General features: G+C 67.6%; 14 protein-coding genes. 11 read left to right on the forward strand and 3 right to left on the reverse strand.

All coding sequences use genetic code 11. The features are described from left to right. Positions 1–6: 6 nt before the first annotated feature. Entirely contained in the window at positions 7–669 is a 663-nt protein-coding gene (locus ABL838_RS05960) for an HAD family hydrolase (RefSeq protein ID WP_418124665.1), read from the forward strand. Here the strand turns inward: ABL838_RS05960 and ABL838_RS05965 are convergent. Continuing rightward, on the reverse strand, positions 615–1,277 hold the full coding sequence (locus ABL838_RS05965; RefSeq protein ID WP_418124666.1) for a lipocalin family protein: 663 nt from the start codon (positions 1,275–1,277) through the stop codon (positions 615–617). The two genes, ABL838_RS05960 and ABL838_RS05965, sit on opposite strands and share 55 nt — an antisense overlap. A 301-nt stretch (positions 1,278–1,578) precedes the next feature. Between ABL838_RS05965 and tal the strand changes: the two genes are divergently transcribed. The 3 genes from tal to ABL838_RS05980 all read left to right on the forward strand — a co-directional run bounded on the left by tal (position 1,579) and on the right by ABL838_RS05980 (position 4,571). Continuing rightward, positions 1,579–2,532 carry a transaldolase gene (gene tal / locus ABL838_RS05970; RefSeq protein ID WP_418124667.1) on the forward strand — a complete coding sequence of 318 codons (954 nt, stop codon included), beginning with the start codon at positions 1,579–1,581 and terminating at the stop codon, positions 2,530–2,532. Positions 2,533–2,534: 2 nt separating this feature from the next. Then, positions 2,535–4,088, forward strand: coding sequence for a glucose-6-phosphate isomerase (gene pgi / locus ABL838_RS05975; protein WP_418124668.1), 1,554 nt, complete (start codon positions 2,535–2,537; stop codon positions 4,086–4,088). Between the two features lie 144 nt (positions 4,089–4,232). Further along, entirely contained in the window at positions 4,233–4,571 is a 339-nt protein-coding gene (locus tag ABL838_RS05980; RefSeq protein ID WP_126025705.1) for a DUF805 domain-containing protein, read from the forward strand. Positions 4,572–4,644: 73 nt separating this feature from the next. Here the strand turns inward: ABL838_RS05980 and ABL838_RS05985 are convergent, their stop codons facing one another. Then, a complete protein-coding gene (locus ABL838_RS05985) occupies positions 4,645–5,709 on the reverse strand; it encodes a 4-hydroxythreonine-4-phosphate dehydrogenase PdxA (RefSeq protein WP_418124670.1) in 1,065 nt (354 codons plus the stop codon). 65 nt (positions 5,710–5,774) lie between these two features. Continuing rightward, complete coding sequence (locus ABL838_RS05990; protein WP_418124671.1) at positions 5,775–6,764, reverse strand: Bug family tripartite tricarboxylate transporter substrate binding protein; 990 nt, start codon at positions 6,762–6,764, stop codon at positions 5,775–5,777. Positions 6,765–6,857: 93 nt separating this feature from the next. On the opposite strand from ABL838_RS05990, the gene ABL838_RS05995 reads away from it, so the two are divergent. From ABL838_RS05995 to ABL838_RS06025, 7 genes are all read left to right on the forward strand, one after another. Next, the gene (locus ABL838_RS05995) at positions 6,858–7,787 is read left to right on the forward strand and encodes a LysR family transcriptional regulator (protein WP_369659472.1); all 930 of its coding nucleotides are present in this window, start codon (positions 6,858–6,860) and stop codon (positions 7,785–7,787) included. Between the two features lie 186 nt (positions 7,788–7,973). Continuing rightward, positions 7,974–9,284 (forward strand): ABC transporter substrate-binding protein, encoded by a 1,311-nt coding sequence (locus ABL838_RS06000; RefSeq protein WP_418124672.1) that lies wholly within the window; start codon positions 7,974–7,976, stop codon positions 9,282–9,284. Positions 9,285–9,422: 138 nt separating this feature from the next. Then, positions 9,423–10,280, forward strand: a complete 858-nt coding sequence (locus ABL838_RS06005; protein WP_184635025.1) for a carbohydrate ABC transporter permease — start codon at positions 9,423–9,425, stop codon at positions 10,278–10,280. A 13-nt stretch (positions 10,281–10,293) separates the two neighbouring features. Continuing rightward, positions 10,294–11,130: a carbohydrate ABC transporter permease gene (locus ABL838_RS06010; protein ID WP_418124674.1), complete on the forward strand. Its 837-nt coding sequence runs from the start codon at positions 10,294–10,296 to the stop codon at positions 11,128–11,130. 119 nt (positions 11,131–11,249) lie between these two features. Beyond that, positions 11,250–12,290 (forward strand): ABC transporter ATP-binding protein, encoded by a 1,041-nt coding sequence (locus ABL838_RS06015; RefSeq protein WP_418119305.1) that lies wholly within the window; start codon positions 11,250–11,252, stop codon positions 12,288–12,290. Between the two features lie 88 nt (positions 12,291–12,378). Further along, positions 12,379–13,770 carry a D-arabinitol 4-dehydrogenase gene (gene dalD / locus ABL838_RS06020; protein WP_418125837.1) on the forward strand — a complete coding sequence of 464 codons (1,392 nt, stop codon included), beginning with the start codon at positions 12,379–12,381 and terminating at the stop codon, positions 13,768–13,770. Further along, on the forward strand, positions 13,767–14,555 hold the full coding sequence (locus ABL838_RS06025; protein ID WP_418124675.1) for an L-iditol 2-dehydrogenase: 789 nt from the start codon (positions 13,767–13,769) through the stop codon (positions 14,553–14,555). The genes dalD and ABL838_RS06025 overlap by 4 nt, the downstream gene beginning before the upstream one ends. The last annotated feature ends 1 nt before the right edge of the window (position 14,556 follow it).

A 14,556-nucleotide genomic window follows, 5' to 3' on the forward strand; every position in this document is an offset into this window, starting at 1 on the left:
GGGGCCATGAACGTGGTTTTCGACCTGGGCGCCGTGCTGTTCGCATGGGAGCCCACCCGGCTGGTACAGGCCCATCTCGCTCCACACGCACCCACTGAAGCCGCCGCGGCGGCCATGGGCCGCGCGCTCTTCCATCACGACGACTGGACCAGCTTCGACTGCGGCACCCGCACGCTGGCCGATTCCATCGCCCGCATGTCGGCCCGGCTGGCGCTGCCGCCGGAACCGCTTTTCGCCATGCTCGACGGGCTGGGCGAGCGGCTGGAGCCGATCGGCGTCACCGTCGAGATGCTCGAACGGCTGATCGCCCACCGCGACGCCGGTCAGCCGCTGCGGCTGTACTACCTGTCGAACATGCCCTCGCCTTATGCCCGTGCCATCGAGCGCCGGCATGCCTTCATGGGGCGCTTCGACGGCGGCGTGTTCTCGGGGGACGTGAAATTCCTCAAGCCAGAGCGCGAGATCTACGAGGTCCTGGCGACGCGCCATGCGCTCGACCCGGCGCAGACCGTGTTCATCGACGACTCGGCGGCCAACGTGGAGGCGGCGCGCGCCTTCGGCTGGCAGGCCATCCACTGCACCTCGCCGGCCATGCTGCCCTCGCAGCTGCAGCGTTACCTGCCGGTCAGCGTCACCTTGCCGGTGTCGAACCCCAGGCTGCGGGCGTAGTCCAGCTCGGCCTGCAGCACCGCGTCTTCCAGGCGCGGTGCGCGCGAGAGCACCCAGAGGTACTTGCGGTCGGGCGTGCCGACCAGAGACACCTGGTAGTCGCGGTCCAGCTTCAGGATCCAGTAGTCGCCCCAGACCATCGGCAGCCATCCCAGCCAGGCCGGGGCGAAGCGCACTTCGAGGCGGCCCGCGCCGGGCTGTCCTGCCACCGGCACCACGCGGGCCGTGCCGACGGCCTCGTCGAAATTCCCGTCGTCCCGCAGGCAGCGGTTGCGAACCTGCACCGTGCCATCGGGCTGGGGCGTGTACTCGGCGCTCACCGGGCCCGCGCATTGCTTCTGGAAGCGGTTCGGCAGACGGGCCTGTTCGTGCCAGATGCCGGCATAGCGCTGCAGGTCGACGGGCGCCACCACCTGCAGCGGCGCGCGCATCAGCGGGGCGCCATCGGCGGGGCCCGCGGGCTGGGCACGCGCCGTGCGTGCGGCACCCAGCGCGAACCACGTTGCCACCCCGCCCACGACGAAGGCCGTGGCCATCGCGCCGATCGCATGGCTGGTGCGGCGGTCGTCGAAGGGCCTGACGTTGGCGGGAGGTCGGCGAGTGGTCATGAGGGCTCCTGAAGGGAAAGACTTTGCGTCTGCTGAAACTGCTGAAGACATTCGCAGTACGGCAAAGCCTAGCCGTGCGGCGGGCGCCGGGCCGTCAGCCACGGACCACAGGCGCTGTAGGGCGCCAAGGGGAGAGCCAGGGGACACCAGCGGGGGCGGAAACCGTAGAAGAAACCGACAACCCCACTCGGCTCAGGCCGATGGAGCCGCGCGGAAACCCGTGCTACGGTGCGCATGAAAACATCGGCCGACGCGCAACTGCGTGCAGGTCTTGTCACAACCGGCACAGGATAATGATTTCATGAACCAACTCGATGCACTCCGCCAGTGGACCACCGTTGTCGCCGACACCGGTGACTTCAAACAGCTCAGCATGTCCAAGCCGCAGGACGCGACCACCAACCCGTCGCTGATCCTCAAGGCCGTGCAGAAGCCCGAGTACCGGCCTCTGCTCGACGAGACCGTGAAGAAGCACGCAGGCAAGCCGCTCGACGAAGTCATCGACCGCTTGCTGGTGCGCTTCGGCACCGAGATCCTCTCCATCATCCCGGGCCGCGTCTCCACCGAGGTCGATGCCCGCCTGTCCTTCGACACGGCCGCGACCGTCGCGCGCGGCGAGCGCATCGTGGCGCTGTACAAGGCCGAAGGCATCGACACCGAAAAGCGCCTGCTCATCAAGGTGGCCTCCACCTGGGAAGGCATCGAGGCCGCGCGCCAGCTTGAGCGCAAGGGCATCCGCACCAACCTGACGCTGCTGTTCTCCTTCGCACAGGCCGTGGCCTGCGGCGCGGCGGGCGTGCAACTGATCTCGCCCTTCGTGGGCCGCATCTACGACTGGTACAAGAAGTCGGCCGGCGCCAACTGGAACGAGGCGGAGAGCGCCGGTGCCAACGACCCCGGCGTGAAGTCGGTGCGCCAGATCTATGCCTACTACAAGCAGCACGGCATCAAGACCGAAGTGATGGGCGCGAGCTTCCGCAACGTGGGGCAGATCAAGGCCCTGGCCGGCTGCGACCTGCTGACCATCAGCCCCGAGCTGCTGGCGGAGCTGGCCGCGAGCAACGAGCCGCTGCAGCATGCGCTCGACCCCAAGGCCACCGGCGCCGACATCGCCAAGGTCAGCTACGACGAGGCGAGCTTCCGCTTCGCGCTCAATGAAGACGCCATGGCCACCGAGAAGCTGGCCGAAGGCATCCGCGCCTTCGCGGCCGACGCCGTGAAGCTCGAGAAGCTCATGCAGGAAAGCGGCAAGTAAAGATGGCCATGACCCTTCGCTGCGACCGCGCGCCGTCCTGGACGCAACTGCAGGCCGGCTTCGACACCGCGGGTCGCCAGTTCGACCTGCGTCATGCCTTCGTGGAAGACGCCGGCCGCTTCGAGCGCTTCAGCCAGGAGGCACCCTTCGTGTTCGCCGACCTGTCGAAGAACCTGATCGACGCGCGCACCGAGGAACTGCTCTTCAAGCTGGCGCGCGAATGCGGCCTGGAAGCGCATCGCGACGCCATGTTCGCCGGCGAGCACATCAACAACACCGAAGACCGCGCCGTGCTGCACACGCTGCTGCGCGCGCCGGCCGACGCGCCCACGGGTCCGAAGACGGCCAGCGAACTGCGCGAAGTGCATGCCACGCTCGACGCGATGCTGGCCTATGCAGAGAAGGTGCGCGCCGACCACACGATCACCGACGTGATCAACATCGGCATCGGGGGCTCCGATCTCGGCCCGCAGATGGCGGTGCTGGCGCTGGCCGAATTCGCCGCGCCGGGCAAGCGCTTCCACTTCGTCTCGAACGTCGATGGCCACGAACTGGCCGGCGTGCTGCAGGGCCTGGCGCCCGAGCACACGCTGTTTCTCATCGCCTCCAAGACCTTCACCACGGCCGAGACGATGACCAATGCGCAATCGGCCAGGCGCTGGTACGAGCAGTCGGGCGGCACCGACATCGCGGGCCATTTCGCCGCACTCACCACCAACGTGGAAGCGGCGAAGAAGTTCGGCATCGACACCACCTTCGGCTTCTGGGACTGGGTCGGCGGGCGCTATTCGCTGTGGTCGGCCATCGGCCTGCCGATCGCGCTGGCGATCGGTGCCGAGGGCTTCCGCCGGCTGCTGGCAGGCGCGCATGCGATGGACGAGCACTTCCGCACCGCGCCGCTGGAGCGCAACCTGCCGGTGCGCCTCGGGCTGCTCGATGTCTGGTACCGCAACTTCCACAAGTTCACGAGCCGCAGCATCGCGCCGTACCACAGCGCGTTGAAGCGCGTGCCGGCCTACCTGCAGCAGCTCGAGATGGAGAGCAACGGCAAGCAGGTCGACGCGGGCGGCAAGCCGCTGGCCTTCGGCACCTCGCCGGTGCTGTGGGGCGAGCCCGGCACCAACGGCCAGCACGCCTACTTCCAGATGCTGCACCAGGGCACCGACGTGACGCCGCTCGAGTTCGTGGCGGTGCGCGATGCCTCGCACGACCTCGAAGGCCATCACCCCAAGCTGCTGGCCAATGCGCTCGCGCAGGCGCAGGCGCTGATGGTGGGCAAGCTCGACGAGGGCGGCCACAGGAACTTCCCTGGCAACCGGCCGAGCAGCTTCTTCGTGTTCGAGAAGCTCACGCCCGAGGCGCTGGGTGCGTTCCTCGCGATGTACGAGCACCGCGTGTTCACCAGCGGTGCGCTGTGGGGCATCAACAGCTTCGACCAGTGGGGCGTGGAGCTCGGCAAGGTGCTCGCCAAGGACATCGAGCCGCGCCTCGCATCGGGCGACATCACGGGGCTCGATGCCTCCACCGCGGGGCTGCTGAAGCGGCTTGGAAGCTGATCGAGGGCCGCGGGAAAAGCGATTTCGGAGCCTTTTGTTTTAAGCCAGGCTATGGCTTCCGGCTGTATTTGCCGTTGAAAGACGCATCGATATGATGGCCCCGGGAAATTTCCCTGGGACCAATCACAAAAGAGGAGTCGAACAATGGATTTTCAAACAGCGGTCAAGACCTGCTTCAACAAGTACGCCGATTTCAACGGCCGTGCATCGCGTTCCGAGTACTGGTGGTTCGTGCTGGCCGAGGTGATCGTTCTGATCGTCGCCAGCCTCATCCACCAGTACGTCTACGGCATCGCGGCCCTGGCCTTCCTGCTGCCCGCGCTGGCAGTGGGCGCCCGCCGCCTGCATGACATCGGCAAGAGCGGCTGGCTCCAGCTCCTGATGATCATCCCGATCGTCAACCTCGTGCTGATCTACTTCTACGTCCAGCCTTCGCAGCCCGCGTCCAACAACTACGGCGAAGCGCCGGTTGTCTCTGCCTGAGTCTTCCGGGTTTTCAATGCAAGAGGGCCGCGCAAGCGGCCCCTTTTCTTTTTGCCTTGCTTCATGCGATGCGTCAGGCCGTCACCGCCTGTGCCTGCTCGCGCACGGGCGCGCCGCTGGCCATGCGCACGCACAGGTCGAAGGCCTGCTGCAGCCCCTCGATCTTCGCGATGCCCTTGCCCGCGATGTCGAATGCGCTGCCGCTGGCCGAGGTGGCCACCGGCACCGGCAGGCCACCGTGCAGCGTCACGCCCTGCTCGAATCCCATGAGCTTCATCGCGATCTGGCCCTGGTCGTGGTACATCGACACCACAGCATCCACGTCGCCGCGCCGCGCACCGATGAACACCGTGTCGGGCGAGAAGGGGCCGCGTGCGTCGAGACCCTCGGCGCGCAGTTGCTCGATGGCGGGCGCGATGATCTCGATCTCCTCCATGCCGATGGAGCCGCCGTCGCCCGCGTGCGGGTTGAGCCCCGTCACCGCGATGCGCGGCTGCGCCACGCCCGCGCGCTGCAGGGCATTGGCGATGATCTTCACCGCGTCGCTCACGCCCTGCACCGTGATGTGGCCGGCCACGTCCTTCAGCGGAATGTGCGAGGTCACGCGCGAGGTCCACAGCGAGCCCGTGAGGTTGAACTCGCAGACGAAGCCTTCCACTGCGAAGCGCTCCTGCATGTAGCGCAGCTCGTCCTCGTGCACGAGGCCGCCCAGGCGCAGCGAATGCTTGTTGAGCGGCGCGAAGAGGATGCCCTCGGCCTGCCCGCGCCGAACCGCCAGCGTGGCCAGTTCCAGCGCCTCGAACGAGGCCCGGCCCGAGTGTTCGTTCGACTCGCCGAGCACCGGCTCGCGGCCCTCCATCCAGTCCCTGGCGAGGAGGGTGGGGCGGCCGTCCTCGAAGCGCACTGCATCGAGGCTGTCGACCCGCAGCGGGTTCAGCTTTTCGCCCGCGATGCGCTCGCCGGACGCGAGCACGACCGGGTCGGCGATCAGCAGCACGCGCGCGGCGTCAAGGTTGCGCTGCCGCGCGAGCAGCTTCACCGCCATCTCGGGGCCGATGCCGCTCGGGTCGCCGAGCAGCACGGCGATGCGGGGCTTGGCGGAAGTCACGCCTGGAGTCTGGGAGGAGGAAATGGACATGGTGTCGGTCGGATGCGGTTGAAGGGGAAGGGCAGGGGGAAGGAGTGAAAGAGAGTCCGGCCGCCTCATTCGGCCTTGATGTTGGCGTCGCGCACAAGCTGGCCGTAGTGGTCGAACTCCTGCCGGTTCATCGCCGCGAAGGGTTCGCCGGTCAGCCCGCCGGGCTCGCCGCCCAGGGCCTTGATGCGCGTCTGCACGTCGGCCAGCTTCAGCGTGCGCGAGAGTTCTGCGCTCAGGCGCTCCACCGCAGGGCGCGGCGTGCCGGCGGTGACGTAGAGGCCGTACCAGGTCGACACGTCGGCGCCCTTGATGCCCTGCTCGGCCAGCGTGGGCACGTCGGGCAGCTCGGGCGAGCGCTGCGGCGCGCTCACCGCGAGCGCGCGGAACTTGCCGGCCTTGATCTGGCCCATGGCCGAGGAGGTGCTGTCGAACATCATGTCGACCTCGCCCGCGATGATGTCGACGTGCGCCTGCGAGCTGCCCTTGTAGGGCACGTGGATCGACTTCATGCCGGTGGCCAGGTTGAAGGCCTCGCCGCCCACATGCTGCGTGCTGCCGATGCCGGAAGAGGCGTACTTGAAGCTGCCGGGCTTCGCGGCCATGGCCGCCACCAGGTCCTTCACCGACCTGTAGGGCGAGCTGGCGGACACCACCAGCACGTTGGGCATCACGGCCACCAGGCCCACGGGCTGCAGGTCTTTCAGCGGGTCGTACTTGAGCTTGAGGATGTGCGGCGCCACCGCCTGCGCCGTGTTGGTGGCCAGCAGCAGCGTGGCGCCGTCGGCCGGCGCGCGGGCGGTGAGCTCGCCGGCGATGGTGTTGGATGCGCCCGGCCGGTTCTCCACCACCACGGGCTGCTTGAGCGCGGGCGAGAACTTGTCGGCCAGCACGCGCGCCAGGATGTCGGTGCCGCCGCCGGGCGAGGCGCCGACCATGATGCGCATGGGCTTGTCGGGGTAGGTCGGCTGCTGCGCGCCGGCCGGTGCCGCCGCCAGCAATGCCATGGTGGCCAACCCTGCCAGCCTTGCGGCGCGGGCGATAAAAGAAGGCTTCATCGGGTTTGTCTCCTGCTTGTTGTGGGGCAAGCGTAAGGAGCAACGCCCGCGCGATCCAATCGAAAAAGGCCGGGGCTCCATATACTTTTGTGCATGACCCAAGGGCCTTCCGACGCCTCGCTGATGCTCCTCGTGCGGCCGCGCCAGCTGCTTCTGCTGGCCCGGCTCGACACCCATCGCCACCTGGGCCGGGCGGCCGAGGCCATGAACATCAGCCAGCCGGCGGCCACCAAGCTGCTGCAGCAGCTGGAGGATTCGCTGGGCGAGAAGCTTTTCGAGCGGCTGGCGCGCGGCATGGAGCCCACGCCGTATGGCGAGATCCTGATCCGCTACGCCCGCCGCGTGCTCAGCGACTTCGGCACCGCCCGCGAGGAGATGCTGGCCCTGCGCTCGGGCCTCAGCGGCGCACTGCGCGTGGGCAGCGTGCCCGGCGCGGTGCCGCAGCTGCTGGCGCCGGCGCTGGTGGAATACCACCGCAGGCATCCGCAGGTGGCGGTGTCGGTGGTGGTCGAGACCAGCGACGTGATCCAGGCGCAGCTGGAGCAGGGCGACGTCGATTTCGTGCTGGGCCGCCTCACCGACGGCCACGACGAGGCGAAGTACGCGAGCGTGCCGCTCCTGGGCGAGTCGCAGGTGGTGGTGGTGCGCGCGGCCCACCCGGTGTTCGAGCGCGGCACCGTCACGCTGGCCGAGATGGCGGGCTGGTCTTGGGTGCTGCAGCCGCCGGGCTCGCCGCAGCGCGGGCGCTTCGAGGCGGCGATGCGCGAGGCGGGCATACGGGAGCGGCTGGACATCATCGAAACGGCATCGCCCATTGCCATCACCGCCTTGCTGGAGAACTCCGACATGGCGGCCGTGATGCCCGCCTCGCAGGCCGGCCACTACGCCCGTCTCGGCGTGCTGCGTGTGGTGCCGGTGGAGTTGCCGGTGCGCGTGCCGCCGATCTGCCTGATCACCCGCACCGACCGGGCGCTGTCGCCCGCGGCGGCGCAGCTGCGGCGCCAGCTGCTGGGCGGCGCCTGAAGCCTTTGTGCTGCTGTTTTCCATGCTGTATTGCGTTAACTAGGGAATTCACTAGCCAACTGGTGCATGAAAGTACTGGTGCTGGCGGCGCCAGTACCAAAACCGCAGGCACGCTTCTCCAGAATTCGCGGCACGGCGACCCGACAGGCAGAAAGAGGGCGTCGCTCACTTCCTCTAGGAGACAACATGAAGCGTTTTCTGAAAGCGGGCCTCGTCCTCGCACTCATCGGTACGGGCGTCGTCTCGCAGGCCGCCACCGAACTCGTGATCGCGACCGTGAACAACGGCCACATGATCGAGATGCAGAAGCTCACCCCCTTCTTCGAGAAGGCCAACCCCGACATCAAGCTCAAGTGGGTCACGCTGGAGGAAGGCACGCTGCGCCAGCGCGTGACCACCGACATCGCCACCAAGGGCGGCCAGTTCGACGTGATGACCATCGGCCTGTACGAGACGCCGATCTGGTCGAAGAAAGGCTGGCTCAAGCCCATCGCCACCGATGCCGCCTACGACGTGGACGACCTGCTGCCCGCCATCCGCGACGGCCTGTCGAACGAGGGCAAGCTCTACGCAGCGCCCTTCTACGGCGAGAGCTCCATGCTCATGTACCGCAAGGACCTGGCCGACAAGGTGGGCGTGAAGTTCCCCGATCAGCCCACCTGGGCGCAGGTGAAGGAGTTCGCCGACAAGGCCAACGATCCGAAGGCGGGCGTGTACGGCATGTGCCTGCGCGGCAAGCCGGGCTGGGGCGACAACATGGCCTTCCTCACCACGCTGGTCAACACCAACGGCGGCCAGTGGTTCGACATGCAGTGGAAGCCGCAGATCGACACCAAGCCCTGGAAGGACGCCATCACCTTCTACGTCGACCTGATGAAGAAGGACGGACCTCCGGGCGCCTCGGCCAACAGCTTCAACGAGAACCTCGCGCTCTTCAACGAAGGCAAGTGCGCGGCCTGGGTGGACGCGACCATCGCGGCATCGTTCATCAGCGATCCGAAGCAGTCGAAGGTGGCCGACAAGGTGGCCTTCGCGCAGGCGCCCACCGCCGCCACGCCCAAGGGCGCCAACTGGCTGTGGTCGTGGAACCTCGCCATCCCGGCCAGCTCGACCAAGGACGAGGCGGCGCAGAAGTTCATCAAGTGGGCCACGTCGAAGGACTACATCGCGCTGGTGGCCAAGGAAACCGGCTGGGCCTCGGTGCCGACCGGCACGCGCAAGTCGACCTACGCGAACCCCGAGTTCCAGAAGGTCGCCAAGTTCGCAGCGGCCGAAAAGAAGGCGATCGACAGCGCGAACCTGACGGACAGCACGCTGCCGAAGTCGCCTTATGTGGGCGTGCAGTACGCGGCCATTCCCGAGTTCCAGGCGATCGGCGTGGCGGTGGGGCAGCAGATGAGTGCGGCGCTGTCGGGCAAGGTCACTGTGGACCAGGCGCTGAAGACCTCGCAGACGGCGGCTGAGCGCGAGATGAAGAAGGCGGGCTACTACAAGTAAGCCGCCTTCTTACCCTCTCCCCTCGGGGAGAGGGCAGGGTGAGGGGGCGGCGCGCCCACCGCATGTGTCGCATGCCCTCACCCCAACCCTCTCCCGCAAGCGGGAGAGGGGGCAACAGCCCCCAGAGAGGAACACACAATGAAAAGACTCCTGCCACGCGCCCTCATGGCGCCCGCCGTGCTCACGCTCTTCCTCTGGATGATCGTGCCGCTGGTGATGACGTTGTACTTCTCGTTCGTGAACTACAACCTCATGCAGCCCGGCGAGCGCACCTTCGCGGGCATCGAGAACTTTCACTACTTCATCACCGACCCCGACTTCTGGCCGGCCACGTGGAACACGCTGCTGCTGATCGGCAGCGTGATCGTCATCACGGTGGTGCTCGGCGTGCTGCTCGCGCTGCTGGTGAACGAGCCCTTCCCGGGGCGCGGCATCGTGCGGGTGCTGCTGATCTCGCCCTTCTTCGTCATGCCCGCTGTCAACGCGCTGCTGTGGAAGCACATGATGATGAACCCCATCTACGGCATCCTGGCCGACGTGTGGCGCGCCTTCGGCGCCGAGCCTGTCGACTGGCTCACCGACGTGCCGCTGCTGTCGGTGATCATCATGGTGGCCTGGCAGTGGCTGCCCTTTGCCTGCCTGATCTTCATCACCTCGCTGCAGTCGCTCGACCGCGAGCAGATGGAGGCCGCGCGCATGGACGGCGCGAGCGCCATCCAGCGCTTCTTCTATCTCACCATTCCTCACCTCGCCCGTCCGATGGCGGTGGTGATCATGATCGAGATGATCTTTCTGCTCAGCGTGTTCGCGGAGATCGCCATCACCACCAACGGCGGCCCGGGCAACGAGAGCACGAACATGACCTACATGATCTTCAAGCAGTCGCTCATGAACTTCGACGTGGGCGTGGCCTCGGCGGGCGCGCTGTTCGCGGTGGTGTTGGCCAACATCGTGGCCGTGTTCCTCATCCGAATCATCGGCAAGAACCTTGACTGAGGAGCCGCGCACCATGCAACAGACACAAGCTCCCAGCAACTTCCTGCCGCAGCTGCTGCGCACCGCCGGTGCGTGGATCGTCGCGCTGCTGCTGTTCTTCCCGCTCGGCTGGCTGTTCCTCACGGCCTTCAAGACGGAGCTGCAGGCGATCCACGTGCCGCCGCTGTTCATCTTCGAGCCCACGCTCGACAACTTCGGCGAGGTGCAGCGCCGCAGCGACTACCTGCTGTACGCGCGCAACTCGCTCATCACCAGCCTGGGCTCGACCATCCTGGGCCTGCTGATCGCGGCGCCGGCCGCGTACTCGATGGCCTTCTTCCGCACGAAGAAGACGCGCGACATCCTGATGTGGATGCTCTCCACCAAGATGATGCCGGCCGTGGGCGCGCTGGTGCCGATCTACGTGATCGCGCAGACCGCGGGCCTCTTGGATTCGCTCACCGCGCTGACCATCGTGTTCACGCTGTCGAACCTGCCGATCATGGTGTGGATGCTCTACAGCGCCTTCAAGGACATTCCGCCCGAAATCCTGGAGGCCGCGCGCATGGACGGCGCGAGCCTCTGGACCGAGTTCCGCCACGTGGTGATGCCGCTGTCGGTGGGCGGGCTCGCATCCACCGGCCTGCTGTGCCTGGTGCTGAGCTGGAACGAGGCCTTCTGGGCGCTCAACCTCAGCTCGGCCAAGGCCGGCACGCTGGCCACGCTCATCGCCTCCTACTCCAGCCCCGAGGGCCTGTTCTGGGCCAAGCTGTCGGCCGCCTCGCTGATGGCCATCGCGCCCATCGTGGTGTTCGGCTGGTTCAGCCAGAAGCAACTGGTGCAAGGCCTGACCTTCGGCGCCGTGAAATGAACACCCCCAGTCTTCGCGCACTGCGTGTCGCTTCGCCAACCCCCTCGAGGGGGCGCTGCGCGCTTTCGAACAACGTCGGCGCATCGCTCGCCTGCTGGCAAAACATCAAGGAGTCGTGAATGGCCTACCTCGAACTCAAGAACATCAAGAAGAGCTTTGGTGAAGTCAACATCATCAAGGGCGTCGACCTGCAGATCCAGAAGGGCGAGTTCATCGTCTTCGTCGGGCCCTCGGGCTGCGGCAAGTCGACGCTGCTGCGGCTGATCGCGGGGCTGGAGCCGATCACCAGCGGCAACCTGCTGCTCGACGGCAAGGACATCACCTGGGCACCCTCGGGCAAGCGCGACCTCGCGATGGTGTTCCAGAGCTACGCGCTCTATCCGCACATGAGCGTGTACGACAACATGTCCTTCGCGCTCAAGCTGGCGGGCGTCTCCAAGAGCGAGATCAAGACGAAGGTGGAGTACGCGGCGAAGACGCTGAACCTCACGCAGTACCTCGACCGAACGCCCAAGGACCTCTCGGGCGGCCAGCGCCAGCGCGTGGCCATCGGCCGCGCCATCGTGCGGGCGCCGAAGGTGTTTCTGTTCGACGAGCCGCTTTCGAACCTCGACGCCGCACTGCGCGGCAACACGCGCGTGGAGATCCACAAGCTGCACCGCGCGCTGGGCGCGACCACCATCTACGTGACGCACGACCAGGTCGAGGCCATGACGCTGGCCGACCGCGTGGTGGTGCTGAAGGACGGGCTGATCGAGCAGGTCGGCACGCCGCTGGAGCTGTACGACCGCCCGGCCAACCAGTTCGTGGCGCAGTTCATCGGCATGCCGTCGATGAACATGGTGGCGGCCAACGCCATTCCTTCCTTTTCCGCCGCGACCGGCGGCAGGCTGCCCGCCGACGGCTTCCTGGGCGTGCGCCCCGAGGGGCTGCGCGTGCATCCGAAGCAGGGCGCGCCGGTGACCGACGTGCTCGGCCGCGTCGAGCTGGTCGAGGCGCTGGGTGCCGACACGCTGATCCACGTCGACGTGGGGGGCGTGCCGCTGATCGCGCGGCAGAACGACCGCACGCCGCTGCAGGCCGGCGACGACGTGGCCGTGGAGCTCGATCCGTCGGTGCTGCATCTCTTCAACCGCGAGGGCCGCTCGGTCGCCGCGTGACCTGACCCATCTACTCCTGTCCACCGTCTTTTCAACGGACCTTCTCGTGACCATTGCGCAAACTCCACCGGCTCTCTCCGAGTTCACGGTGCTCCATCTCGGCCTGGGCTCGTTCCACCGCGCCCACCAGGCCGTGTACCTGCAGCGGCTGATCGACGCGGGCGACACCCGCTGGTCGCTCTCGGGCGCCAACATCCGGCCGGACATGGCCGAGGTCGTCGCGGCGCTGCAGACGCAGGGCGGGCGCTACACGCTCGAAACCGTCTCGCCCGCGGGTGAGTACCGCTACGAAGAGATCTCCGCGATCCGCGAGGTGCTGCCCTGGGAGCGTTCGCTGGCGGGCGTGATCGCCCGCGGCGCGGCGCCTTCGACGCGCATCGTGTCGTTCACCGTGACCGAGGCCGGCTACTACCTCGATGACAAGGGCAAGCTCGATCTCTCCTTCAGCGACCTCGCGGCCGACGTGGAGCGCGCACGGCGCGGCGAGACGGGTGGCGACGGCGTGACCATCTACGGCGCCGTCTGCGCCATCCTGCGCGCGCGCAAGGCCGCGAACGCGGGCCCGCTGACGCTGCTGAACTGCGACAACCTGCGCCACAACGGCGACCGCTTCCGCGCCGGCCTGCTGGAGTTCATCGGCCTGGCGGACGATGCCGACCTGCTGGCCTGGGTGAACGCGAACACCCGCTGCCCCAACGCCATGGTCGACCGCATCACGCCGCGCCCGCCGCCCGAGTTGCGCGCGCGCGTGAAGGCCGCCACCGGACGCGACGACGCAGCCGCCATCACCGGCGAGAGCTTCATCCAGTGGGTGATCGAAGACGACTTCGTGGCCGGCCGCCCCGACTGGGGCCGCGTGGGCGTGGAGCTGGTCGAGTCGGTGCAGCCGTATGAAGAAGCCAAGATCCGCATCCTCAACGCCACTCACAGCTGCGTGGCCTGGGCGGGCACGCTGATCGGGCTGGGCTTCATCCACGAAGGCACGCACGATGCGGCCATCCGCAAGATGGCCTTCAATTACGTCACGGACGACGTCATTCCCTGCCTGAGCCCCAGCCCCATCGACCTTGCGGCCTACCGCGACGTGGTGCTCGACCGCTTCGGCAACCCGGCCATCCGCGACACCAACCAGCGCGTGGCGGCGGACGGCTTCTCGAAGATCCCGGGCTTCATCGCGCCGACGGTGCGCGAGCGCTTGGCTGCAGGCCAGCCCATCGAGAGCGTGGCGATGCTGCCCGCGCTGTTCCTGGCCTTCCTGCAGCGCTGGCACAAGGGCGCGCTGCCCTACGCCTACCAGGACCAGGGCATGGACGAGGCCGTGGCGCACGCGATCTGCGACGCTGCCGACCCTGTGGTCGCGCTGTGTTCCGACGCGGGGCTGTGGGGCAACATCGCGGGCGATGCGCGGCTGATCGATGCCGTGCGCCGCGCGGGAGAACGCGTCGCGCGCTTCGTGCAGGCCGCGGGGCACAAGCCATGAGCGGCAGGCTGCAGGGCAGGCACGTGCTGCTGACCGGCGCGGGCGGCGGCATCGGCCTGGCCGTGGCCGCGGCCTGCATCGCCGAAGGTGCGCGCTGCACGGTGATCGACCGCGCGCCCGCCGCACCCGAGGCCGTGCGCGCGCTGCAGCAGGGCCACCCCGACAGCCTGGCCTACATCGCGGCCGACGTGACCGACACGCAGGCCATCGCGCACATGCTGGCCGAGGCGCAGGTGGCCTTCGGGCCGGTCCACACGCTGTTCAACAACGCGGCGGTATTCGACCTCGCGCCGCTGCTCGACAGCGACGAGGCTTCGTTCGACCTGCTCTTCGCCGTCAACGTGAAGGGCATGTTCTTCGTGATGCAGGCGGTGCTGCGCCATATGGTGGAGGCCGGCACGCAGGGCGCGTCGGTCATCAACATGGCCTCGCAGGCCGGGCGGCGCGGCGAGGCGCTGGTGTCGCACTACTGCGCGACCAAGGCGGCCGTGATCAGCTACACCCAGAGCGCGGCGCTGGCCATGGCGCCGCACGGCATCCGCGTCAACGGCATCGCCCCCGGTGTGGTCGACACGCCGATGTGGGACTATGTCGACAGCCTGTTCGCCAAGGCCGAAGGACTGCAGCCCGGGGAGAAGAAGCGGCAGGTCGGCCTGGCGGTGCCGCTCGGACGCATGGGCGTGCCGGACGACATCGCGGGGGCGGCGGTGTTCCTCGCCAGCGACGAGGCGCGCTACATCACGGCGCAGACCCTCAATGTCGACGGCGGCAACGTCATGAGCTGAA

It is taken from the genome of Variovorax sp. 160MFSha2.1 (assembly GCF_048305075.1).
GTDB classification, from domain to species: Bacteria; Pseudomonadota; Gammaproteobacteria; order Burkholderiales; family Burkholderiaceae_C; genus Variovorax; species Variovorax guangxiensis.